Here is a 22,070-nt window from a genome sequence, read left to right as displayed (position 1 = left end):
GAAGGAGACACCCCTTGAAACCCGGCGAATACATCCTCCGCCCGGAGCCCATCACCTGCAATGCGGGCCGCATTCCCCGCGCACTGGCCGTGATCAACCGCGGTGACCGCCCCATCCAGGTGGGATCCCATTACCATTTCTTCGAGGTGAACGATGCCCTCGAGTTCGACCGGGAGGCGGCCTACGGCTTCCGGCTGGACATCCCGTCGGGCACCGCAGTGCGCTTCGAGCCGGGCGACGCCAAGACGGTCAATCTGCTCGCCCTGTCGGGCGAGCGGGAGGTCTACGGGTTGAGGGACCGTGTGAACGGCCCGCTCGAGCACAGTCGCGGTCTCATTTCGCTTCAGGATGACACCAAATGAGTTTCCAGCTGAGTCGCAAGCAATACTCGGACCTCTACGGTCCCACCACGGGAGACGCCGTGCGCCTTGCTGACACTGATCTGTTCCTCGAGATTGAGCACGACCACACCAACTACGGTGAGGAGGTCGTGTTTGGCGGCGGCAAGGTCATCCGTGACGGCATGGGCCAGAACGGGCAGCTGGTTCGCGACGATGACATTCCCGACACGGTGATCACGAACGTGATCGTGCTTGACTACACCGGCATCTACAAGGCAGATGTGGCCCTGCGCGACGGGCACATCTTCAAGATCGGCAAGGCGGGAAACCCCCAGATTTCCCGGGGGGTCAACATCGTCATCGGCGTCGCAACCGACATCATCGCGGGAGAGGGAAAGATCCTCACCGCTGGCGGCATCGATACGCACGTGCACTTCGTGAGTCCGGACCAGGTGCCGGTGGCGCTGGCTTCGGGAGTGACCACCCTGATCGGTGGCGGTACTGGACCGAGCGACGCGAGCAAGGCCACCACCGTGACGCCGGGCGCCTGGCACATTTCACGCATGCTGCAGGCCACGGACAACCTGCCCATCAACATCGGCCTGCTTGGCAAGGGGCACGCGAGCGCGATCGAGCCCCTCGCCGAGCAGATCCGGGCCGGCGCCATCGGGCTGAAGGTTCACGAGGACTGGGGCGCGACCACGTCTTCGATCGACATGTCGTTGCGTGTTGCCGACGAGTACGACGTGCAGGTGGCCATCCACTCCGACACGCTCAACGAGTGCGGCTTCGTCGAAGACACCGTGCGGGCCATCGCGGGCCGCGTCATCCACACTTTCCACACCGAGGGCGCCGGGGGCGGCCACGCTCCCGACATCATCAAGATAGCGGCGCTTCCCAACGTGCTGCCGGCGTCGACCAACCCGACGTTGCCGTACACGGTCAACACCATCGACGAACACCTCGACATGCTCATGGTCTGCCACCACCTGAGCCCCGACATCCCCGAAGATGTGGCCTTCGCGGATTCGCGTATCCGCACGGAGACCATCGCAGCGGAGGACGTGCTGCACGACATGGGCATCTTCTCCATCACCAGCTCCGATTCCCAGGCCATGGGCCGGGTGGGCGAGGTGGTACTGCGAACGTGGCAGGTGGCGGATGCCATGAAGCGCCAGCGAGGCAAGCTCGAGGGCGACCCCGAGGTGGGCGACAACTTCCGGCTCAAGCGTTATGTGGCCAAATACACGATCAACCCGGCGATCGCCCATGGCATCTCGGACTCGGTCGGAAGTATCGAGGAAGGGAAATTCGCGGACCTTGTGCTGTGGGACCCGATGTTCTTCGGCGTCAAACCCGAGCTCGTGCTCAAAGGCGGCCAGGCCGTCATGAGCGTCATGGGCGATCCGAACGCATCGATCCCCACCCCGCAGCCACGCCTCCTGCGAGGCAACTTCGGGGCACTCGGCACGGCCGTGCACTCCTCATCTATCACCTTCCTCTCCCAGGCCGCGATCGCTGCAGGCGTCCCCGGTCAGCTGGGCCTGCGCCGAGTGATCCGGCCGGTGAGCGGTATCCGCACCCTCACCAAGGCCGACATGAAACACAACGGCGCGACCCCTGACATCCAGGTCGACCCGGAAACCTACTCGGTGACCGTCGACGGCGAACGGATCACGGCGGAGCCCTCGACGGTGCTGCCCATGGCGCAGCGCTACTTCCTCTTTTAGACACGATTCCCCAAGGGGGTACGCATGATCATCGACCACGTCATCGCCAACCGGCATGATCTCCCCGCCGACGAGCTCGCCGGCCTTCACGAGGAACGGGTCGTCCTGCCGAGTGCGGAGCTCGTCAAAAGAATCCAGCGAGTGACGACCGACCACGGTCGTGAGCTGGGCATCCGGCTCAGCAGCGTGGCGGGACCGGTGCGGGATCTCCGCGACGGCGACATCCTGTTCCGCGACGACGTGTCGGCCATCGTGGTGTCAGTCATCGCAACGGACGTTCTCGTTATTGCCGCGCGCAGCATCCGTGAAATGGGAGTTGTGGCGCACAACCTCGGCAACCGGCACATGCAGGCGCAGTTTTTCGGAGCCGACAGCGAGTACGCGGCCGAGGTGATGGTGGTGCAGTACGACCACACGATCGAGGATTACCTGATCCACGCTGCCGTGCCGTACTCACGCCAGGAGCGCGTCATGCCCGTGCCGTTCCGCCACGCCGAGCACGCCCACTGACCCCGTGAGCCAGGCGCCGTCGTACCTGCTGCCGCTGTTGCAGCTGTCTGACTCCGCGCTCCCGACCGGGGGCTTCAGCCATTCTTTCGGAATGGAGACGTTCCTGGAACGTGGGCTCGTCGATGGCGAAGCGAGCTTCGCCGTCTGGTTGTGCCAGTTTGTGCGTGTCCAACTGACCCACAGCGACGGGTTCGCCCTGCGCCTGGCGTTCGAGGCGACTTCGGCCGACGAGCTCGCCCGGGTCGACCGAATGCTCGCCGCGGCGGCGTTGCCCCGTGAAGTTCGCGAGGCAGGAACCAAGATGGGCGCGCGGATGCTCGCCATCGCGGGCACGGTGGCGCCGAGTGCCCAACTCGCGGCGTACGCGGCCGATGTGGTGTCGGAGCGCTGCACTGGGCATCCGGCTGTGGCGTTCGCCGTGGCAGGCCGGCACCTGGGCGTGCCACTCGGGGAACTGCTCGCGAGCTACCTCTTCGCCACGGTAACGTCACTGACCCAGAACGCCATTCGCGCTATCCCGATTGGGCAGAACGCCGGGCAGCGCGTGCTTCTGGGCGCCCACCACGAGGTTATAGATGCCGTCCGTCGCATCCAGTTGCTCGAACCCGATGACTTCGGGGTTGCGGCCCCTGGCCTTGAAATCGCCCAGATGCGCCACGAACGCCAGCGCGTCCGCATGTTCATGTCTTAGACGTCCGCGGTCCGCCGCACCCCCACACCCAGCAAGGAGCACCATGGAACTCATCAAGATCGGCGTCGGCGGTCCCGTCGGAGCAGGCAAGACCCAGCTCGTGGAACGCCTCACCCGCCACCTCAGCGGCGAAGTTTCGATGGCCGCGATCACGAACGACATCTACACCATCGAAGACGCCAAGATCCTCGCTGCCAACGGGATCCTGCCCCTCGACCGCATCATCGGAATCGAAACCGGCGGCTGCCCGCACACGGCGATCCGGGAAGACACCTCGATGAATTCGGCCGCGGTGGAGGAGCTTCGGCAGCGGCACCCCGGCCTCGAGATCGTCTTCATCGAAAGCGGCGGAGACAACCTTTCCGCCACGTTCAGCCCGGAGCTCGTGGACTTCTCGATCTACATCATTGATGTGGCGCAGGGCGAGAAGATCCCGCGCAAGGCCGGCCAGGGAATGATCAAGTCCGACTTCTTCATCATCAATAAGATGGACCTGGCCCCGTATGTGGGCGCGGACCTCTCCGTGATGGAGGCCGACTCCCTCGAATTCCGCGGCGACAAGCCTTTCTGCTTCACGAACCTCAAGACCGACGAGGGCTTGGAGCACGTCATCAACTGGATCAGGCGCGACGTGCTCATGCTTGACCTCTCCCAGTGACGGGGGCGCCTGCGACTGTTTTCCCTGTGCCTGGCGCCGCTGTCGAACTCGCCGGAGTTCTCTCACTTGTGGTGGGCGTGCGTGGCGAACGCTGCGTCGCCACGAGCCAGTACCATCAGGGAGCGCTCCGCATCCTGCGCCCGCACTACCTGGATGACACCGGCCAGGTCTGCTACGTGGTGGTCAATCCCGGTGGCGGGTACGTCGGCGGCGACGAGTACGAAATCGATATCACCGTCGAAGCGGACGCCCGACTCCTGCTGACCACACAGGCCGCAACGAAGGTCTACCGCACTCCCGGCACTCGAGCCGAACAAAGGATGCACATTCGGCTCGGGCCCCACGCCAGCCTGGAATCCGTGCCTGACCAGTTGATCGCGTATCGCGGGGCAACCTACCGGCAGGCCACGGTGATTGAGATGCACCCGAGCGCCTCGCTCGTTATGGCCGAGGTGGTCACCCCGGGTTGGTCGCCGGACGGCACCCTGTTCCGCTACGACGAGATTCGCTTGCGGAACGAGATCGCTGTTGACGGTCGGCTGGTAGTGCTCGACAACCTGCTGATCCGCCCAGGGTCCGGCGGCGCCCCGGCCGTCGGCATGGCCTTTCTCGAGGACTACACCCACCTCGGTTCCCTCCTGGTGATGGACGCCCGCGTCGATGCCGCCCTACTCAACGAACTGCATGACCTGCTCCTGCCGCTTGCCGGCGGCTGCAACCTGGGCATGTCACTTCTCGACGGCGGCCTGGTGGTGCGGGCGCTGTCCCACGCCACCGAGCCGCTGGATGCGGTGATCCGCGCCGGGATCGACTTTCTGCGAGTTCGCTGGTTCGGCCAGCCCTGCCTCAACCTTCGGAAGTACTGATGAAGGCCGTCTTGAACTACCGAGAGCGGGAAACCCTCCCGGCAGTCCGCCGTCTGGCGGTGACCTTTTCGGCCGTCGCCGCCCTCCACGGCGTCGTGCTCGCGCTGCTGGCCTTTTCGCTCAGCACCAATACCAGCCCTCTCGCCCTCGGCCTGCTCATCACCGCGTACCTGGCCGGAGTGAAACACAGCTACGACTGGGACCATATCGCCGCGATCGATAATTCCACCCGCCGCTTCGCCGCCCAGGGCCGCGCCCCGGTGAGTGTCGGGTTCGCCTTCAGCATGGGCCACAGCATGGTCGTCGTGCTCGCCGGGGTATTCGTGGTCAGCGGCGCCGGAATAATGAAGAACCTGCTGAACGACGGATCGGCGGCGAATTTTGTCCTGAGCCTCACCGGGGCATCCGTATCGGCGCTGTTCCTGCTCACCATCGGTGTTTACAACGCCGCCGCGTTCCGCCGTACCGTCGTGTTGTATCGCCGGGTTAAGGGCGGCGCGCATGTCACTCGCGAGGGGCTCGCGCCGACCGGTCTCATAGCGCGCATCCTGGACAAACCTCTCTCCCGAGTCAAGCGCCCACGCGACATCTTCGTGCTGGGGTTCCTCTTCGGCCTCGGCTTCGACACGGCCTCGACGATCGCTTTCCTGCTGCTCACGGCGACGGCCGCCCTCGCCGGCATCTCCCCGGCCGCGCTGATGACCCTTCCCCTCGGATTCATGGCGGCGATGACACTGTGCGACACGGTGAACGGCGTCGCGATGATGAAGATGTACCGAAGCGCCGTTGTCGACCCAGCGCGCCGTATCGGCTTCAACATGGTCATCACGGGCGTCTCCGCGGCCTCTGCCCTGTTCATCTCGGCGATCACGATCTCCGGGATTCTGCACCGGGTTCTCGGGCTCACCGACCCGGTGACGACCTTCCTGGCCGAGCTCGACCTCGGCCACGCCGGGCTCGCCCTCGTGGCCCTGCTGCTGGTCATCTGGGCCGCGCATACATGGGCGCGCCGCGCCGGCGAGGCCACGGCGACGACACCGCAGCGAAACTCGCGCGCATAGGGCGCGCGCAACCACCCGTGGGACCTGGTCCCGGCGCGGGCGGTGGTGTTACTGTGCCCGCCCGTCCCCGGCCCGGCGGTTCAGAACGCCCGGTACTTGGTCCACTGCGGGCCGGCGTTGCCGCCGACGTACAGTCCGCGGTCCTCGAAGCCGGCCTTGCGGTAGGCGGACTGCCCGGCCGGGTTGAGTTCGTTGACGGAAAGCACGACGCCGGTCTGGTCGCCGCCGAGCGCTGCCGTCAGTTTGGCGGCCTCCCGGACGGCAGCCTCGGCGGCCAGGGTGCCGAGACCCATTCCCTGATGCCGGCGGTCGATCAGGAAGCCGCGGAGCAGCCAGACGGAATCGTCATCCGGCCACCCCGCGAGGGTCGCGGCACCGGCCTGCAGCGTCAGCACCCCCACGGCGGCACCGTTGGAGTCGACTGCAAACGGGTAGCGTGATTCCTCTTCCAGCGCAATCAGCACCATCCGCAGCGGATCCCCGACGAAGTTCCGCTGGTCCTCTCCGAGTTCAAGCTCCGCGATCTCCCCCAGTTTGATGGCGCGGGCGTCGTCGTCGAGGTTCTTCAGCGGAAGCAGCCACACATTTTCAGACATGACAGAAGCGTACCCAAGCGGGAGGTGCGCTGCGTCGTCGGGCGCGTGGATCGCGCTAGAGGGCGGCGTCCTTGGGCGGTCCGGCAGGATCCATCCAGAAGACTTCCCAGAGGTGCCCGTCCGGGTCCTGGAAGCCGTGGGTATACATGAAACCGTAGTCCTGGGCTTCCTCGGAAGGTGTGCCGCCGGCGGTGAGTGCCTTCCTTACCATCTCGTCGACGGCCTCGCGGCTGTCCAGGGAGAAGGACATGATGGACTCGGTGGTGCTCCTGGCGTCGGCGATCGGCTTGGAGGTGAAGGTCTTGAAGTAGCCCTCCACCAGCAGCATCACGAACGCGTCGTCGTTGATGATCATGGACGTGGCGTTCTCATCGGTGAAGTCGAGGTTGAAGGAGAAACCGAGCGCGGTGAAGAACGCGACGGATTTGTCGAGGTCCTGGACGGGGAGGTTGAGGAACATTTGCTTGGCCATGGGCCCAAAATAGCACCGGGCCCGGCGCCTGTCAGCACCCAACGCTCCCCGTCGATCCCGGCAGCCACTCCAGGGAGTCAATCCCCGGAGTGAGTCCCGGCGGTGATTCCGGGCAGTGTTTCCCGGTCAGTGTTTCCCGGTCAGAGAACCTTGGAGAGGAAATCCTGGGTCCGCTGCTGCTGCGGGCTGCCGAACAGCTCCTCCGGGCGGCCTTCCTCGCAGATGACGCCGTCCGCCATGAACAGCACCCGGTCTGCGACTTCGCGGGCGAAGCCCATCTCGTGGGTGACCAGCACCATGGTCATGCCTTCGCCGGCCAGGTCCTTGATGACCTGCAGCACCTCGCCCACCATTTCCGGGTCCAGAGCCGACGTCGCCTCGTCGAAAAGCATGATGTCGGGGCTCATGGCCAGCGCCCGGGCGATCGCGACGCGCTGTTTCTGTCCGCCGGAGAGCGACGCCGGGCGGGCGTCCGCCTTCTCTGCCAGCCCCACGCGCGCCAGCAGCTTCACGGCGTTGGCGCGGGCCTCGTCCGTGCTCTGTTTCTTGGACTCGACCGGGGCGAGCATGATGTTTTCGATCACGCTCATGTGCGGGAACAGATTGAAGTGCTGGAACACCATGCCGATGTGCCGGCGGACCTCGTTGATGTCCACCTTGGGGTCCGTGACGTCGAAGCCGTCCACCGTCACGTGCCCGGCGGTGATGTCCTCAAGCTTGTTGAGGCAGCGCAGGAAGGTCGACTTGCCGGAACCGGAGGGACCGATCACGCAGACCACCTCGCCTTCGGCGACTTCGGCATTGATGCCCTTGAGGACCTCGTTGGCTCCGAAGGACTTCTTCAGGCCTTTGACGGAGATCTTGCTGGGTGCCGTGATTGCCGTACTCATTTGTTGAACCTCTTATCTGCGACGTTGGCCAGCTTGGTCAGCAGCATGATGACCACGAAGTACAGGACGGCGACGATCAGCAGGGTTTCGGTGATCCGGAAGTTCCCTGCGTAGATCTGCTGGCCCTGGTAGAGCAGTTCGGCGAATCCGATGGCGAGCAGCAGCGAGCTGTCCTTGAGCATGATGATCAGCTGGTTGATCAGCGAGGGCGTCATGATCTTGAAGGCCTGCGGGACCACCACCTTCTCCATGGACTTGGCGTAGCCCAGGCCCAGGCTCCGGCTGGCTTCGAGCTGGCCGGGGTCCACGGACTGAATCGAGCCGCGGACTATCTCGGTGATGTAGGCGCCGGCGTTGAGGCTCAGCGTCAGCACGCCTGCCACCCAGATGTCGATCGGCTGGCCGGTCAGCTGTGGGATGCCGAAGTAAAAGAAGAAAGCCCAGACCAGCAGCGGCGTGCCGCGGAAGATGCTGACATAGGTGGTGGCGGTTCCGCGCAGCACCACGTTGGTGGAGATCTTGAGGAAGCCCATGAAGAGGCCGATCACCATGGCGGCGGCGAACGAAATGGCGGTCACCAGCACGGTGTTGCCCAGGCCCTTCAGGAGGGCGGGAAAGCTGTTGACCAGCAGGTCCCAGAAGCTGGGCTGGGCCACCTGGGTGGGGTCTTTCAGGTATTTGTCGAGGATTTCCTGGTATTTGCCGCTGGACTTCAGCTCCGCTAGTCCGGTGTTGAACGCCTGCAGCAGCTCGGGATTCTGGCCCTTGTTGACGGCGAAGCCGTAGGAGCCGCCCTTCTCCTTCTCGGAGACGGCCTTCAGCCCGTTGTTCTGGCTGATCCCGTAGGCCAGCACGGGGTAGTCGTCGAACACCGCGACGGCGTTGCCGGACTTGACCAGCTCATACATCGTGGCCGACTGGTCCAGGGACTTGACCGTGAAGCCATACTGCCCGGAGATCGACTTGGCGAACGTCTCGCCCTCGCTGCCGGTTTTGGCGGTGACGGTCCTTCCCCTGAGGTCCCCGTAGCCCTTGATGTCCGTGTTGGACTTGGCCACTGCCATCTGTACGCCCGACTCGAAGTACGGATCGGAGAAGTCGTAGATCTGTTTGCGCGGTTCCGTGATGGACATCCCGGCAATGACGCCGTCCACCTGGTTGGAGGACAGCGCCTGCAGGGCGGCGTTGAAGCCGAGCGACTTGATCTCGACGGCGAAGCCCTGGCTCTTGGCAATCTCACGGATGATGTCCATGTCGATGCCGGTCAGTTCACCGCCGGCGTCGCGGAATTCAAAAGGCGCGAACGTGGTGTCCGTGCCGATGACGTAAGTCTTTCCGGAAAGGCTCGACGGCGCCGGGCCGGCCTGCGCTGCTGTGACTTGTGGAGCTGTGACTGGCGGTGCGCTGTCCGGTGCGGCGGCGGCGCCGGCGGCACCGAAAAACATTGCGGCAAGTGCCAGCAACGCTCCGATGACCGGGGCGGTCCGCGGTCTGGCGGCCCCGGTCTGCTGAATTCTGGGCAAGAGTAACCACTCCTTCTTAAAGTGCGGAGCTAATGTGCGGATAAGGTGCGGCAGCCGGACTCAGGAGACCGGCAAAGTACCTATAGAGGCTACCCGCATTTCAGCGGACGCCTTCGTGCACCCCCGCCGGCCAGGTTCACTGGACAGGGTTCACTGGCCGTAGAAGACCCGCTCGAACACACCCCGGGCGCGCCGGCTGAGCCGCAGGTAGTCCTCCTCGAGCGCGGCGGCATTTCCTTGGCCGTAACCGCACCAGCGCGCCACGGCCTCAAGGTCCCGTCGGGAGGACGGCAGCAGGTCCGAGGCCCGGCCGGTCCAGATCACGTTGGCGGACCGGATCCGGCTGGCCAGCCGCCACGACCGGAGCAGGACGTCGACGTCGTCCTCCGCCAGCAGCCCCAGGCCGGCCGCCGCCTCGAGGGCTTCCACGGTGGAGGTGGTCCGCAGCTCCGGGTACCGTCCGGCGTGCTGGAGCTGCAGCAGCTGGGTGAGCCATTCGACGTCGCTCAGGCCGCCGCGGCCAAGCTTCAGGTGGCGGGCGGGGTCGGCTCCGCGCGGCAGCCGCTCCGACTCGACCCTCGCCTTGACGCGGCGGACCTCCCGCCCGTCGTGCTCGGAGAGCTCAGCCGGGTAGCGGATGGGGTCGATCAGCGCCACGAAATCGCGGGCCAGCTCGTCGTCGCCGGCCATCGGCCGGGCACGCAACAGCGCCTGGGCCTCCCAGATCAGGGACCACCGCCGGTAGTACTCGGCGTAGGAATCCAGGGATCGCACCCTGGGCCCGCTCTTGCCCTCGGGCCGCAGGTCGGCGTCGACCGCCAGCACGCGTTCGGCGAGGATGGCCGGTCTCAGCGGCTGGGTGAGGAGGTTGGAAAGCCTGCCGACGATCTGGGCGGCCTGGTTCTGGGCTTCTTCGTCGGGAACGCCCGGCAGGCCGCGGTGGACGTACATGACATCGGCGTCGGAGCCGTAGCCGATTTCCCGTCCGCCCTGGCGTCCCATGGCCACGACGAGCACGTGCGTCTTGAGCGGCTCCTCCGCGGTGACCATGGTTTCCGCCACCCGGAGGGCCCCCAGCACGGCGGCGCGGTCGGTGTCCGCCAGCGCAGTCCCGACCTGGTCCTGGTCGAGCAGCCCGGCGCTGTCGGCGATGGCGATCCGCAGGATTTCCCGGCGTCGGATCAGCCGGATCAGGCGCATGGCGCTTTCCGGTTCCGCGTGCCGGGACATCTTGGAGGCGATCTCCTGCCATTGCGCCTCGAAGCTCAGCGGCACGAGTTCCTTGTCCGAGCCGAGCCAGGCCACGGATTCGGGCGAGACCTCGAGGAGGTCGGCAATCAGGCGGGAGTTCGCGAGGACGTGGCAGAGGCGCTCGGCCGCGGCGGTCGAGTCCCGGAGCAGGCCCAGGTACCAGTGCGTGGTGCCCAGCGCCTCGCTGACCCGGCGGAAGGCCAGCAGCCCGCCATCGGGATCCACGCCGTCCGCGAGCCAGCCCAGCAGGATCGGCAGCAGCTGGCGCTGGAGCGCGGCGCGGCGGCTGACGCCGGCGGTGAGCGCCTCGATGTGCCGCATGGCGCCCTGCGGATCAAGATAGCCCAGTGCCGCGAGCCGCCCCTGCGCGGCCTCCGGGGTCAGCCGGGCCTCTTCGCTGCTGAGCATCGCGGCCGTGTTGAGCAGCGGCCGGTAGAAGATGCGGTCGTGCAGCTCGCGGACGGAGCGCTTGGTCCTGCGCCACGTGTCGACGAGGGCATCGGGCTTGGGCCGCTCGCTGGAAAATGGTCCGAGCACGGACTTGGCCAGGGCGCGCAGCGATGCTTCCTGGACCGGCATCAGGTGGGTGCGGCGCAGCTGGAAGAGCTGGATCCGGTGTTCGAGCAGCCGCAGGTACCGGTAGTCGCGGTCAAACTCGGCGGCGTCCGAGCGGCCGATGTAGCCGCCGGCTGACAGCGCGGCGATGGCGGAGGTGGTGTCGCGGCGGCGCAGCGATTCGTCGGATTTTCCGTGTACCAGCTGCAGCAGCTGGACGGTGAACTCGACATCGCGCAGCCCGCCGCGGCCGAGCTTGATCTGGCGCTGTTCCTCCTCGGCGGGGATGTGCTCGGTGACCCGGCGGCGCATGGACCGGACCGATTCCACGAATCCCTCGCGGCCGGCCGAGGACCAGATCAGCGGTGCGACTGCCGCCTCGTAGCGGGCCCCCAGGTCGGTGTCGCCGGCGATGGTCCGCGCCTTGAGCAGGGCCTGGAACTCCCAGCTCTCGGCCCAGCGGGCGTAGTAGCTCTCGTGCGAGGCCAGCGTCCGGACCAGCGGGCCGGACTTTCCCTCCGGCCGCAGATTGGCATCGACCTCCCACAGCCCGGGTTCGCGGCCGGTGGACATGATGGCCCGCGAGATGCCGGAGGCGAGGGCGGTGCCGATGGTGTTGGCGCGGGAATCCTCCAGCTCAGATTCGATCACGTAGATGACGTCGACGTCGGAAATGTAGTTCAGTTCGCGGGCGCCGCACTTGCCCATGCCGATCACGGCGAGCCCGACGTCGGCCACTTCGGCGGCGCTGAAGTGCTCGGCGGCCTCGGCCCGGGAAACGGCGAGGGCCGCCTCGATGGCGGCGCCGGCGAGGTCGGCCAGCTCGGCGCCCGCGGCGGGCAGGAAGTCCAGCGGATCGGCGGCGCAGAGATCCTTGACGGCGAGCTCGACGAGGCCGCGCCGGTAGGCCGTGCGGAGCGCTTCGTAGCCCTCCTGCCCCAAGAGGCCGGCGACCGGCCGGGCGGATTTCGGATCGGCGCGCACGGACTGCAGCAGCCGGGCGCGCAGGACCGCGGTGTCGGCCGCGCGGGGCTCCGGGCTGGCCGTCACCTCGAAGGCGTCGAGGTGCTCGGGGTGGCGGATCAGGAATTCACCCAGCGCCTCGGAGGCGCCCAGCACCCGGTACAGCGGTTCGCTGGTCTCCAGCTCCGCCGCGGCCAGCTTCCGCAGCGCCGGGTGCTTCTCGATCAGCCGGACCAGCGACTGCAGGGCGGTGTCCGGGTTGGCCGCCAGCTGCAGCCCGGCAAACAGGACCTCCTGGTCCAGTCCCTCCAGTTCCGGGGCGGCCAGGAACCGTTCGCCTTTCTCCAGATCACTGAATCCGGCGGCAATGAGGCGTCGTGCCAGGCTCACCGGGGCGCCTAAAGGATGCCGAGGTTGCGCTGCAGTTCGTAGGGCGTCACCTGGAGGCGGTAGTCCTGCCATTCGGCCCGCTTGTTGCGCAGGAAGTGCTCGAATACCTGCTCGCCGAGGATCTGCGGCATGAGCTCGGAGTCCTCCATGGTCCGGATGGCATCGTGCAGGCTGGCCGGGAGCGGGTCGTGGCCCATGGCGCGGCGCTCGGCCGAGCTCAGCGACCAGATGTCGTCCTCGGCCGCGGCGGGCAGCTGGTAGCCTTCCTCGATGCCCTTGAGCCCGGCGCCCAGGAGCACGGCGTAGGCCAGGTAGGGGTTGGCGGCGGAGTCGATGCCGCGGTACTCGATCCGGGCTGACTGGCCCTTGCCGGGCTTGTAGAGCGGCACCCGGACCAGGGCGGAGCGGTTGTTGTGGCCCCAGCTGAGGTAGCTCGGTGCCTCTCCCCCGCCCCACAGGCGCTTGTAGGAGTTCACAAACTGGTTGGTGACGGCGGTGAATTCCGGGGCGTGCTTGAGGATGCCGGCGATGAACTGCCGCGCGGTCTCGGAGAGCTGGAACTCGGCACCGGCCTCGTAGAACGCATTCGTGTCGCCCTCGAAGAGCGAGAAGTGGGTGTGCATGCCGGATCCCGGATGCGCCGTGAAGGGCTTCGGCATGAAGGTGGCGTAGGTTCCCTGCTGCAGCGCGACTTCCTTGATCACGGTGCGGAACGTCATGATGTTGTCCGCGGTCTGCAAAGCATCGGCGTAGCGAAGGTCGATTTCGTTCTGCCCGGGGCCAGCCTCGTGGTGGCTGAACTCCACCGAGATGCCGACCGACTCGAGCATGGTCACGGCCGTGCGGCGGAAATCCTGGGCCACGCCGCCCGGGACGTGGTCGAAGTAGCCGCCCTCGTCAACCGGGACCGGCGAACCGTCGGGTCCGGGCTGCTGGGACTTCAGCAGGTAAAACTCGATCTCGGGATGCGTGTAGCAGGTGAACCCCATGTCCGCGGCCTTGGCCAGGTTGCGCTTGAGCACATTGCGCGGATCCGCGGCGGAGGGTTCGCCGTCGGGCGTCAGGATGTCGCAAAACATCCGCGACGTCGCTTCCGTCTCACCGCGCCAGGGCAGGATCTGGAAGGTGGCGGGGTCCGGCTGGGCCAGCATGTCCGATTCGAAGACGCGGGCCAGTCCCTCGATGGAGGAGCCGTCAAAGCCGAGGCCTTCCTCAAAGGCGCCCTCCACTTCCGCCGGCGCCAGCGCCACGGACTTCAGCGATCCCACGACGTCGGTGAACCACAAACGCACGAACCGCACATCGCGCTCTTCGATCGTCCGCAGGACAAACTCTTGCTGGCGGTCCATACTGGCCTCTTTCCGGTTCATTCGTCCGTGCCCCAGGCCCTTCGTGCATGGGTCCGCAGCTGCTCACCGTTCACTTTACTAAGCATTGCCACCGATTGCTGGAGCAGCCGCCCCGCGTAACACAGCGTTAACACAAGGAACCGGAAATACGCCCCGGCCGGTCCGGAGCGGGGACGTTTTCCGCGCGCCGTTGTGACGCGATTCACCGGTTCCCGCTTTGGTACCCGGTAGCTAGTACGCGCGGTATCGCACTACGCTCGTGCCATGGCCACAAGCATCAGCCCCGATTCAAGCACGCCCGCAGAAGTTGCGGCACCCTACGGCAACGGCCCGGCAGGCATCAGTCCCGCGACGCCCGGCGCAGGAGCGGACGCGGCGCCGGACGCCTCCCGGAAGCCTGCCGCCAGGATCCGCACCCATCACCTGCGCGACGCGAAGCTCAACGGGGAACGCTTTGCCATGCTGACCGCCTACGACCAGTACACGGCGGAGATCTTTGACCAGGCCGGCATTGAAGTCCTCCTGGTAGGCGATTCGGCCTCCAACAACGTCTTCGGCAACGAGACCAGCCTCCCGGTGACCGTGGACGAGCTGATCCCGCTGTGCCGCGCCGTCGCGCGCTCGGCCAGGCGCGCCCTGGTGGTCGCGGACCTGCCCTTCGGCAGCTACGAGGTCTCCCCCCAGCAGGCGGTGGCCACCGGCGTGCGGTTCCTCAAGGAAGGCCTCGCGCACGCCGTCAAGATCGAGGGCGGCACGTTCTACGCCGAGACTGTCCGGGCCATGGTCCAGGCCGGCATCCCGGTGATGGCGCACATCGGCTTCACCCCGCAGAGCGAACACGCGCTCGGCGGCTACCGGGTCCAGGGCCGCGGCGATGATGCCCAGCGGCTGATTGACGACGCCGTCGCGCTGGCCGATGCCGGCGCCTTCTCCGTGCTGATGGAAATGGTTCCGGCCGAGACGGCGGCCGCCGTGGACGCGGCGGTGGCGGTTCCGACTATCGGCATCGGCGCGGGCAACGCAACCACGGGCCAGGTGCTGGTGTGGCAGGACATGGCGGGTCTGCGCGGCGGCAAGATGGCGAAGTTCGTCAAGCAGTACGCGGATCTGCGCACCTCGCTGAGCGACGCCGCCAAGGCCTACGGCGAGGACGTGCGTTCAGGGCAGTTCCCCGGCCCCGAGCACTCCTTCTGAGTCATCTGAGTTGGCCGGGCCAGTGCTGCCTTAGCCCTCGGGGGTTCCGGCACTAACCTCGCTCTTGATAGCGGACACCTCGAACTCCAGGGTGATCTTGTCCGACACCAGCACACCGCCGGAGTCCAAGGCGGTGTTCCACTTGAGCCCGAAATCCTGGCGGTCGATTCGACGGGATCCCTCGAAGCCTGCCCGGAGGTTGCCCATGGGATCCCGCTCGACGCCGATGAAGTCGATCGGGATGGAAATCTCCTTGGTGACGCCTCGGATGGTCACGTCACCGCTGACAATGAAGTGGCCCTCGTCCACCTGATCTACCCGGCTGCTCACGAAGGTGATCTCCGGGAACCGGGGGGCGTCAAAGAAATCGTTGGTCCGCAGGTGCTGATCGCGGTCGGCATTGCGGGTATCAATGCTCCCGACCTCGACAGCCAGCTCAACCTTCGAGCGTTCCGGGTTATCGGCGTCGACCGTGATCAAGCCTTCGAAGTCATTGAAAGCTCCACGAACTTTGGTGACCATTGCGTGGCGGGTGGAAAATCCGATGCGCGTATGGGTGGGATCGAACCGCCAACGCCCTGAGTATTCTGACTTGAGTTCGGCCATGATTTGCCTCCTTGGGTTCCGGCAGGCCCGGTATCCCGACTTGTGTAATACCGCTTGGCTGGGGGTGGCCGTCGGAGCAGGCGTGGTTCGCAGAACCCGACGGCGGCACTGGGGGTGCCTGTTGACGGTGTTAGTCGTCCTCGCCCTTTTCCCAGGCCTCATTGCGGGCCCGGACCTTTTCGAGGGCGTGCTCGGCTTCCTCACGTGTCTTGTAGGGTCCGATCAACTGGGTCCAGTCTGACAAGGCGTCTTCCTCGACCTCGTGGGTTTTGACGTTGTACCAGTATTCGGGCATCGCTACTCCTCTTGTTCCGCCGTACATTCCGGAGTTGTTTTCCGGAATTGTTTTCCGCTGTGTTTCCGCTTTGTTTTCCGGCCTTCGGCCGGGGCCTTATATGATCAATCTATGCCTTCTCTCGCCTCGACTGCACCAATCGGCACCCTCGTCCCGGGAACAGTCAGCCCGCAGCTTCCCGTGCCGGCGTCCATCCCGCGCCCTGAATACGTGGGGAAGCCGTCACCGGCGAAGTTCACCGGCTCGGAGGTCAAGACGGCGGAGACCATCGAGAAGATCCGGATTGCCTCACGGATCGCAGCCCAGGCGATCGTGGAGGTCGGAAAGCACATCCAGCCCGGTGTCACCACCGACCACCTGGACCGGGTGGGCCACGAGTTCCTGCTCGACCACAAGGCGTACCCGTCCACCCTCGGCTACCGCGGCTTCCCCAAGTCACTGTGCTCCTCGCTGAATGAAGTGATCTGCCACGGCATCCCGGACAGCACCGTCGTCCAGGACGGCGACATCCTCAACATCGACATCACCGCGTTCATCGGCGGCGTGCACGGCGACACCAACTACACCTTCCTGGCCGGCGACGTCGACGAGGAATCCCGGCTGCTCGTCGAGCGCACCCAGGAATCGCTGAACCGCGCCATCCGTGCGGTGGCGCCGGGCCGCGAAATCAACGTGATCGGACGGACCATCGAGTCCTACGCCAAGCGCTTCGGCTACGGCGTGGTCCGCGACTTCACCGGACACGGCGTCGGCGAGGCCTTCCACACCGGGCTGATCATTCCGCACTACGACGCCGCCCCCGCCTACAACACTGTCATGGAGACCGGCATGGTCTTCACCATTGAACCCATGCTGACCCTGGGGATCGTCGACTGGGATATGTGGGCGGATGACTGGACGGTGGTGACCCGGGACCGCAAGCGCACCGCCCAGTTCGAACACACCCTGCTGGTGACCGAGTCCGGCGCCGAGGTCCTCACCCTCCCCTGAGCCCTGCACGTCCCCCGAAGATCCCGTCTTCGCCGCCGGCCCTGGGCCGCACCTTTCCTAGCCCGCCCCCTGCCACGAACGGAACCACATTGGCCAAGAAGGACGAGAAGTCGCACAAGAACTCCCTGCTGATCGGGATTGACATCGGCGGTACCGGGATCAAAGGCGGGATTGTCGATCTCAAGAAGGGCAAGCTGGTGGGTGACCGGCTCCGCGTGCCCACCCCCCAGCCGTCAACTCCCGAGGCTGTCGCCGAAGTCGTAGCGCACGTCGTGGCCGAGCTGTCCAAGCGTCCCGACGCCCCGGCCCCTGACTCCCCGGTCGGCGTGACCTTCCCGGGCATCATCCAGCACGGCGTGGTGCACTCGACGGCCAACGTCGACAAAGCCTGGCTGGACCTCGATATCGATGCCCTGCTCACCGCCCGCCTCGGCCGCCCCGTGGAGGTCATCAACGACGCCGACGCCGCCGGCCTGGCCGAGGCCCGCTACGGCGCCGGCGAAGGCGTGGCAGGCACCGTGCTGGTCATCACGCTCGGCACCGGGATCGGCTCCGCCTTCATTTTCGACGGCAAGCTCGTCCCCAACGCCGAGCTGGGCCACCTGGAAATTGACGGATTCGACGCCGAGAGCAAGGCCTCGGCCGTGGCCCGTGAGCGGGACGGCCTCAGCTGGGAAGAGTACGCCGTGCTGCTGCAACGCTACTTCTCCCACGTTGAGTTCCTTTTCTCCCCCGAGCTGTTCATCGTCGGCGGCGGCATCTCGAAGCGTGCCGACGAGTACCTCCCGCGGATGAAGCTCCGCACGCCGATTGTCCCGGCGGAGCTGAAGAACGACGCCGGCATCGTCGGCGCCGCGATCGAGATCGCGCTGAAGCACAAACTGGCCAAGTAGCACCATGGCTGACTCCGGGCCCGACGTCGTCATCGTCACGGGCGGCAGCCGCGGCATCGGCGCGGCGATCGCCCTGCGGGCCGCTCGCGCCGGGTACGCCGTCCTCGTCAATTATTCGGCCGACGCCGACGGCGCCGACGCGGTGGTCGGCACCATCCTCGCCGGGGGCGGTTCCGCGCTGGCAGTCCGGGCGGACGTCGGCGACCCCGACGCCGTGACGGCCTTGTTCGACGCCGCCCGGGCGCTGGGTCCGCTGGCCGCCGTCGTCAACAATGCCGGGATCACCGGCAACCTGATCGGACCCCTCGCGGACGTGCCCGCGGCCACGGTCCGGCGCGTCCTCGAGGTGAACGCGGCCGGCCTCATCTTTGTCTGCCAGGAGGCCGTGCGGCGGCTCAGCCGGGACCGCGGAGGCCGCGGCGGCTCCATTATCAACATCTCCTCGACCGCCACGAAAGCCGGCTCGCCCGGAACGTGGGTGCACTACGCGGCGTCCAAGGGCGCCGTGGACGTGCTGACTGTGGGCCTTGCGGCCGAAGTGGCGGCGCAGGGCATCAGGGTGAACTGTGTGGCCCCCGGAAGCACCAACACCGGGCTGCACGCGGCCGCGGGCATGCCGGACCGGGTGGAACGGCTCAACTCCACAATTCCGATGGGACGCGGGGCCGAGCCGGACGAGGTCGCGGCCGCCGTGCTCTGGCTGCTGTCTGCCGAGGCCGGGTACATCACCGGCGCCGTGCTGCCGGTGTCCGGCGGCAGATGACTCCACCCGGTGGGTTGGAGCCGGTGGTGGCCGCGGCTTCCCCTCCGCTGCCACCACCGGAGTCTATGGTCCGGCATCCTGGTCGGGAGCCTAGAGCGGGCTCTTCTGCGAGCTCTTGCCCTCCAGGCCCTTCGCGCCGGCCTCGTGGCGCAGCAGCGAGATGGCGGACTCGAAGTCCTCGAGGGATTCAAAGGCCTGGTACACGCTCGCGAAGCGCAGGTAGGCGACCTCATCCAGCTTCTGCAGCGGGTTGAGGATGGCGAGGCCGACTTCGTGGGCGTCGATCTCCGCGGCGCCGGAGGCACGGATGGTCTCCTCGACCTCCTGCGCGAGCATGGCGAGGTCGTCTTCGGTCACGGGACGGCCCTGGCAGGCCTTCCGGACGCCGTTGATGACCTTGCTGCGGCTGAACGGTTCGCCGACGCCGGAGCGCTTGATGACGGTCAGGCTGGTGGTCTCGACGGTGGTGAACCGCCGGCCGCACTCGGGACACTGCCGGCGGCGCCGGATGGCTGAGCCGTCGTCGGCGATCCGGCTGTCCACCACGCGGGAATCAGGGTTACGGCAGAACGGGCAATACACGTCGTTTCCTCCCCTGTCGCAATCCTGGACAAGCCGCCCAGCGCCAATGAACACCGGAGTGGGCACCGGCAGTCTGCTGTCGTCATCAGTTTACGACTAGATGTAGCTGAATAACAAGCCTGTAATTACTACATGTAGTGGTCAGGCGCATGTACTGAACCCTGTGCTGAGCCTGTGCTGAACCTGGCCGTGACGGCCTCGCCGTGGGCGGGCAGGTCCTCCGCGCCGGAGAGGCTCACGATGTGCCCGCTGACCTGTTCCAGCGCCGCCCGGCTGTAGTTGATGACTTGGATGGCGCGCAGGAAGGTGGCCACGTTCAATCCCGAGGAGAAAGCCGCGGTGCCGCTGGTGGGCAGCACATGGTTGGATCCGGCGCAGTAGTCCCCCAGGCTGACAGGGCTGTAGTCGCCCACGAAGATTGCCCCGGCGTTGCGGATCCGGCCAGCCACCCGGGCGGCGTCGGCCGTCATGATTTCCAGGTGTTCCGCGGCGTAGGCGTCACAGGCCGCGATGCCCTGCTCCAGGTCTTCCACCAGGACGACTCCGGACTGCGGCCCGGAAAGCGCCTCGCGCACCCGCGCACTGTGCTTGGTGGCGGCGGCCTGGCGCTCCAGCTCGGCACGCACTTCCGCGGCGAGCTCCTCCGAATCCGTGAACAGCACGGAGGCTGCCTGGGGATCGTGTTCGGCCTGGCTGATCAGGTCGGCCGCTACGAGGTCCGGCCGGGCCGTGGAGTCGGCCAGGATCGCGATTTCCGTGGTGCCGGCCTCGGAGTCGATGCCGACGACGCCCTTCACCAGCCGCTTGGCGGTGGCGACAAAGATGTTCCCGGGGCCGGTGACGACGTCGACCGGGTCCAGGCCCGCGCCGGGGTCGCCCTCCGTCCCGGAGCCGGCGGGGATGCCGTAGGCGAACGCCGCGATGGCCTGCGCCCCGCCGATCGCGTAGACCTCTTCGATGCCCAGCAGGCAGGCCGCCGCGAGGATCGTGGGGTGCGGGAGACCGCCGAAGTCCTTCTGCGGCGGCGACGCCAGGGCGATGGACTCGACGCCGGCGGCCAGGGCCGGGACGACGTTCATGATCACCGAGGACGGATACACGGCGAGGCCGCCGGGAACGTACAGGCCCACCCGGGCCACCGGGACCCACTTCTGGCTGACGACGGCGCCTTCGCCGAGTTCGACGTCGGTGTCCGCCGGGCGCTGGGCGTCGGCGAAACGGCGGGCCCGCCGGATGGATTCTTCCAGGGCAGCGCGCACCGCGGGATCGAGCCCGGCCAGCGCTGCCTCCAGGGCCTCCGCGGGGACCCGGGGGCGCTGCTGCTCGACGCCGTCGAACGTCAGGGCCAGCTCGCGAAGGGCCTCGAAGCCGCGGCTGCGGACCGCCGAGATGATGCTGAGGACCTTCTCTTCGGCGTCGGCCATGATGCCGGTCTGCGCCCGCGGCACTGCGGCGCGGAGCCCTGCCAGGGTCAGCCGCTGGCCGCGCAGATCAACGGTGCGGAAGGTGAGATCGACGGGAACCGGGGGCGCAGTAGCCGGGGGCACGGTAGCCGGGGGCACGGGGCTGTCAGGAGTAAGGGTCACCCCTACATTTTACGTGCCGGCACCGGGGAGCCCTGACGCTGTTACGCGGCGGGTTCCCCGGACGCAGGCTTCCGGGGATTGGTGACGACACCGCCCAGGAAGACGGAGAGGGCGACGGCGGCCGGCCAGATGGCCAGGACTGCGTAAGACCGCAGCGAAAAGGCGGTGCTCGCGCTGGCCGAGGCGTCCGCCGCCGGCCCCCACCAGAAGCCGCACAGCACTCCGGTCCGCCAGGCGATGACCGCCCCCAGCGCCCCGGCGACAACGGCGATGACAACGTCCCGCGCCGACGGCCCCTGGTCTTTCGTGCCGGAGACAAGGGCTCCGGCAATGCAGCCGGCGAGCAGGAACAGCCCGGCCAGCACCAGATCCCGGGGCAGCCAGGTCTCCGGGTTGCTGCCGCTCCGCAGGGCCGCGTCGCCCGAGAGCAGGTTCAGGCCCGCTGGCGCCAGCACCCACCAGAGCAGCCCCAGCGGCACGCCGGCCGCGGTGATGGCCGCGGCCTTCCGCCACGGCGTTGAGCGGCGGCCACGCCCATGTTCCGGACCGGGCTGTCCCTGGCCATCTTCCATATGCTCGTCCGGGCCGTGTACTGCGGGCTGTGTCATGCAACAAACCTTAACAAGCTTTGCGCCGGCCGGGCACATGACACCGGGCGTCCCCGGATGACGTTCCTCATGACGGCCCGGGTAAACAAGTACCGCGGCCGATCGCGGACGCAATACGCTGGCAGGGTAGGTACATCACATGCACGTGCAGCAGGGAGTTGGATCGCAGTGGCCTCAGACGACGGAGCCTTCGAAGGAACGTTCAAGGAAATGTTCCGCCGGCATGCGGCCGGCGTGGCGATCATCACCGCGAACTACAACGGCGTGCCGTTCGGTTTCACGGCGACCTCGGTGGCGTCGCTCTCGGCCAAGCCCCCGCGGTTCACGTTCAACATGGCGCGCACCTCGAGTTCGTGGCCGGCGGTGGCCAACACCACCTACATCGGCGTGCACATGCTCGGACTGGAGAACCAGGAGCTGGCCGACCGTTTTGCCCGGACCAGCACCCGCTTCGAAGGCGACCACTGGGAGCTCGGCCCCCACGAGGTGCCCATCCTGAAGGACGTCGCCGGCTGGCTGATCGGCAAGGTCCAGATGCGGCTCTCCTTCGAGAACAACGCCGTGGTGGTTGTCGAGGTGGTGGAAGGCGAGGTCGGCGAGGACGGCACTCCCCTGCTGTACCACTCGGGGGCATACAGCCAGCCTATCCCGCTCGACTACGAGATCTGAGTCCTTACCAGGGCAGCGACGGCGGCGTCAGCTATCCA

The 22,070-nt window shown here is 66.8% G+C and carries 23 protein-coding genes; 12 read left to right on the top strand and 11 right to left on the bottom strand.

Going from position 1 to position 22,070, the window contains the following annotated elements; genetic code table 11:
- The first annotated feature begins 14 nt into the window (after nucleotides 1-14).
- From ACQCSU_RS20015 to ACQCSU_RS19985, 7 genes are read left to right on the top strand one after another with little or no spacing between them, the layout of a single operon-like run.
- Entirely contained in the window at nucleotides 15-362 is a 348-nt protein-coding gene (locus tag ACQCSU_RS20015; protein ID WP_426977060.1) for an urease subunit beta, read from the top strand.
- Nucleotides 359-2,071 (top strand): urease subunit alpha, encoded by a 1,713-nt coding sequence (gene ureC / locus ACQCSU_RS20010; RefSeq protein ID WP_426977058.1) that lies wholly within the window; start codon nucleotides 359-361, stop codon nucleotides 2,069-2,071. The genes ACQCSU_RS20015 and ureC overlap by 4 nt, the downstream gene beginning before the upstream one ends.
- A gap of 24 nt (nucleotides 2,072-2,095) precedes the next feature.
- On the top strand, nucleotides 2,096-2,581 hold the full coding sequence (ureE, locus tag ACQCSU_RS20005; protein ID WP_426977056.1) for an urease accessory protein UreE: 486 nt from the start codon (nucleotides 2,096-2,098) through the stop codon (nucleotides 2,579-2,581).
- 4 nt (nucleotides 2,582-2,585) lie between these two features.
- Nucleotides 2,586-3,272 carry an urease accessory protein UreF gene (locus ACQCSU_RS20000; protein ID WP_426977055.1) on the top strand — a complete coding sequence of 229 codons (687 nt, stop codon included), beginning with the start codon at nucleotides 2,586-2,588 and terminating at the stop codon, nucleotides 3,270-3,272.
- A 43-nt stretch (nucleotides 3,273-3,315) separates the two neighbouring features.
- A complete protein-coding gene (gene ureG, locus ACQCSU_RS19995; RefSeq protein WP_426977054.1) occupies nucleotides 3,316-3,930 on the top strand; it encodes an urease accessory protein UreG in 615 nt (204 codons plus the stop codon).
- 26 nt (nucleotides 3,931-3,956) lie between these two features.
- Nucleotides 3,957-4,796: an urease accessory protein UreD gene (locus tag ACQCSU_RS19990; protein WP_426977053.1), complete on the top strand. Its 840-nt coding sequence runs from the start codon at nucleotides 3,957-3,959 to the stop codon at nucleotides 4,794-4,796.
- The gene (locus ACQCSU_RS19985) at nucleotides 4,796-5,857 is read left to right on the top strand and encodes a HoxN/HupN/NixA family nickel/cobalt transporter (protein ID WP_426977051.1); all 1,062 of its coding nucleotides are present in this window, start codon (nucleotides 4,796-4,798) and stop codon (nucleotides 5,855-5,857) included. The genes ACQCSU_RS19990 and ACQCSU_RS19985 overlap by 1 nt, the downstream gene beginning before the upstream one ends.
- A gap of 80 nt (nucleotides 5,858-5,937) precedes the next feature.
- Here ACQCSU_RS19985 and ACQCSU_RS19980 read toward each other — a convergent pair whose 3' ends face one another.
- From ACQCSU_RS19980 to glnA, 6 genes are all read right to left on the bottom strand, one after another.
- Nucleotides 5,938-6,453, bottom strand: a complete 516-nt coding sequence (locus ACQCSU_RS19980) for a GNAT family N-acetyltransferase (protein WP_426977050.1) — start codon at nucleotides 6,451-6,453, stop codon at nucleotides 5,938-5,940.
- A 55-nt stretch (nucleotides 6,454-6,508) separates the two neighbouring features.
- A complete protein-coding gene (locus tag ACQCSU_RS19975; protein WP_426977049.1) occupies nucleotides 6,509-6,925 on the bottom strand; it encodes a VOC family protein in 417 nt (138 codons plus the stop codon).
- 140 nt (nucleotides 6,926-7,065) lie between these two features.
- A complete protein-coding gene (locus ACQCSU_RS19970) occupies nucleotides 7,066-7,815 on the bottom strand; it encodes an amino acid ABC transporter ATP-binding protein (RefSeq protein ID WP_426977048.1) in 750 nt (249 codons plus the stop codon).
- Nucleotides 7,812-9,260, bottom strand: coding sequence for an amino acid ABC transporter substrate-binding protein/permease (locus ACQCSU_RS19965; protein ID WP_426979870.1), 1,449 nt, complete (start codon nucleotides 9,258-9,260; stop codon nucleotides 7,812-7,814). The genes ACQCSU_RS19970 and ACQCSU_RS19965 overlap by 4 nt, the downstream gene beginning before the upstream one ends.
- A gap of 228 nt (nucleotides 9,261-9,488) precedes the next feature.
- A complete protein-coding gene (locus ACQCSU_RS19960; protein ID WP_426977047.1) occupies nucleotides 9,489-12,497 on the bottom strand; it encodes a bifunctional [glutamine synthetase] adenylyltransferase/[glutamine synthetase]-adenylyl-L-tyrosine phosphorylase in 3,009 nt (1,002 codons plus the stop codon).
- An 8-nt stretch (nucleotides 12,498-12,505) separates the two neighbouring features.
- The gene (gene glnA, locus ACQCSU_RS19955; protein WP_354190221.1) at nucleotides 12,506-13,846 is read right to left on the bottom strand and encodes a type I glutamate--ammonia ligase; all 1,341 of its coding nucleotides are present in this window, start codon (nucleotides 13,844-13,846) and stop codon (nucleotides 12,506-12,508) included.
- A gap of 264 nt (nucleotides 13,847-14,110) precedes the next feature.
- Between glnA and panB the strand changes: the two genes are divergently transcribed.
- Nucleotides 14,111-15,040: a 3-methyl-2-oxobutanoate hydroxymethyltransferase gene (panB, locus tag ACQCSU_RS19950; protein WP_426977046.1), complete on the top strand. Its 930-nt coding sequence runs from the start codon at nucleotides 14,111-14,113 to the stop codon at nucleotides 15,038-15,040.
- A 30-nt stretch (nucleotides 15,041-15,070) separates the two neighbouring features.
- Here panB and ACQCSU_RS19945 read toward each other — a convergent pair whose 3' ends face one another.
- Together ACQCSU_RS19945 and ACQCSU_RS19940 are read right to left on the bottom strand one after the other, a co-directional pair.
- Nucleotides 15,071-15,646, bottom strand: coding sequence for a YceI family protein (locus ACQCSU_RS19945; protein WP_426977045.1), 576 nt, complete (start codon nucleotides 15,644-15,646; stop codon nucleotides 15,071-15,073).
- Nucleotides 15,647-15,776: 130 nt separating this feature from the next.
- Nucleotides 15,777-15,941 carry an SPOR domain-containing protein gene (locus tag ACQCSU_RS19940; RefSeq protein WP_426977043.1) on the bottom strand — a complete coding sequence of 55 codons (165 nt, stop codon included), beginning with the start codon at nucleotides 15,939-15,941 and terminating at the stop codon, nucleotides 15,777-15,779.
- A gap of 111 nt (nucleotides 15,942-16,052) precedes the next feature.
- Here ACQCSU_RS19940 and map point away from each other — a divergent pair, with 111 nt between their 5' ends.
- The 3 genes from map to ACQCSU_RS19925 all read left to right on the top strand — a co-directional run bounded on the left by map (nucleotide 16,053) and on the right by ACQCSU_RS19925 (nucleotide 18,587).
- On the top strand, nucleotides 16,053-16,931 hold the full coding sequence (map, locus tag ACQCSU_RS19935) for a type I methionyl aminopeptidase (RefSeq protein ID WP_426977042.1): 879 nt from the start codon (nucleotides 16,053-16,055) through the stop codon (nucleotides 16,929-16,931).
- A gap of 89 nt (nucleotides 16,932-17,020) precedes the next feature.
- Nucleotides 17,021-17,824, top strand: a complete 804-nt coding sequence (ppgK, locus tag ACQCSU_RS19930) for a polyphosphate--glucose phosphotransferase (protein ID WP_426977041.1) — start codon at nucleotides 17,021-17,023, stop codon at nucleotides 17,822-17,824.
- Between the two features lie 4 nt (nucleotides 17,825-17,828).
- Entirely contained in the window at nucleotides 17,829-18,587 is a 759-nt protein-coding gene (locus ACQCSU_RS19925; protein WP_426977040.1) for an SDR family oxidoreductase, read from the top strand.
- Nucleotides 18,588-18,677: 90 nt separating this feature from the next.
- Here ACQCSU_RS19925 and nrdR read toward each other — a convergent pair whose 3' ends face one another.
- The 3 genes from nrdR to ACQCSU_RS19910 form a co-directional block, all read right to left on the bottom strand.
- Complete coding sequence (gene nrdR / locus ACQCSU_RS19920) at nucleotides 18,678-19,169, bottom strand: transcriptional regulator NrdR (RefSeq protein ID WP_426977038.1); 492 nt, start codon at nucleotides 19,167-19,169, stop codon at nucleotides 18,678-18,680.
- 128 nt (nucleotides 19,170-19,297) lie between these two features.
- The gene (gene hisD, locus ACQCSU_RS19915) at nucleotides 19,298-20,716 is read right to left on the bottom strand and encodes a histidinol dehydrogenase (RefSeq protein ID WP_426979869.1); all 1,419 of its coding nucleotides are present in this window, start codon (nucleotides 20,714-20,716) and stop codon (nucleotides 19,298-19,300) included.
- An 80-nt stretch (nucleotides 20,717-20,796) separates the two neighbouring features.
- Nucleotides 20,797-21,363, bottom strand: a complete 567-nt coding sequence (locus ACQCSU_RS19910; RefSeq protein ID WP_426977037.1) for a hypothetical protein — start codon at nucleotides 21,361-21,363, stop codon at nucleotides 20,797-20,799.
- A 210-nt stretch (nucleotides 21,364-21,573) separates the two neighbouring features.
- On the opposite strand from ACQCSU_RS19910, the gene ACQCSU_RS19905 reads away from it, so the two are divergent.
- Nucleotides 21,574-22,032: a flavin reductase family protein gene (locus tag ACQCSU_RS19905; RefSeq protein WP_426979868.1), complete on the top strand. Its 459-nt coding sequence runs from the start codon at nucleotides 21,574-21,576 to the stop codon at nucleotides 22,030-22,032.
- Nucleotides 22,033-22,070: the final 38 nt, after the last annotated feature.

The sequence above is a fragment of the Pseudarthrobacter sp. O4 genome (assembly GCF_050157025.1).
Classification (GTDB): domain Bacteria; phylum Actinomycetota; class Actinomycetes; order Actinomycetales; family Micrococcaceae; genus Arthrobacter.
This window is presented reverse-complemented; position numbering and strand designations above follow the sequence as displayed.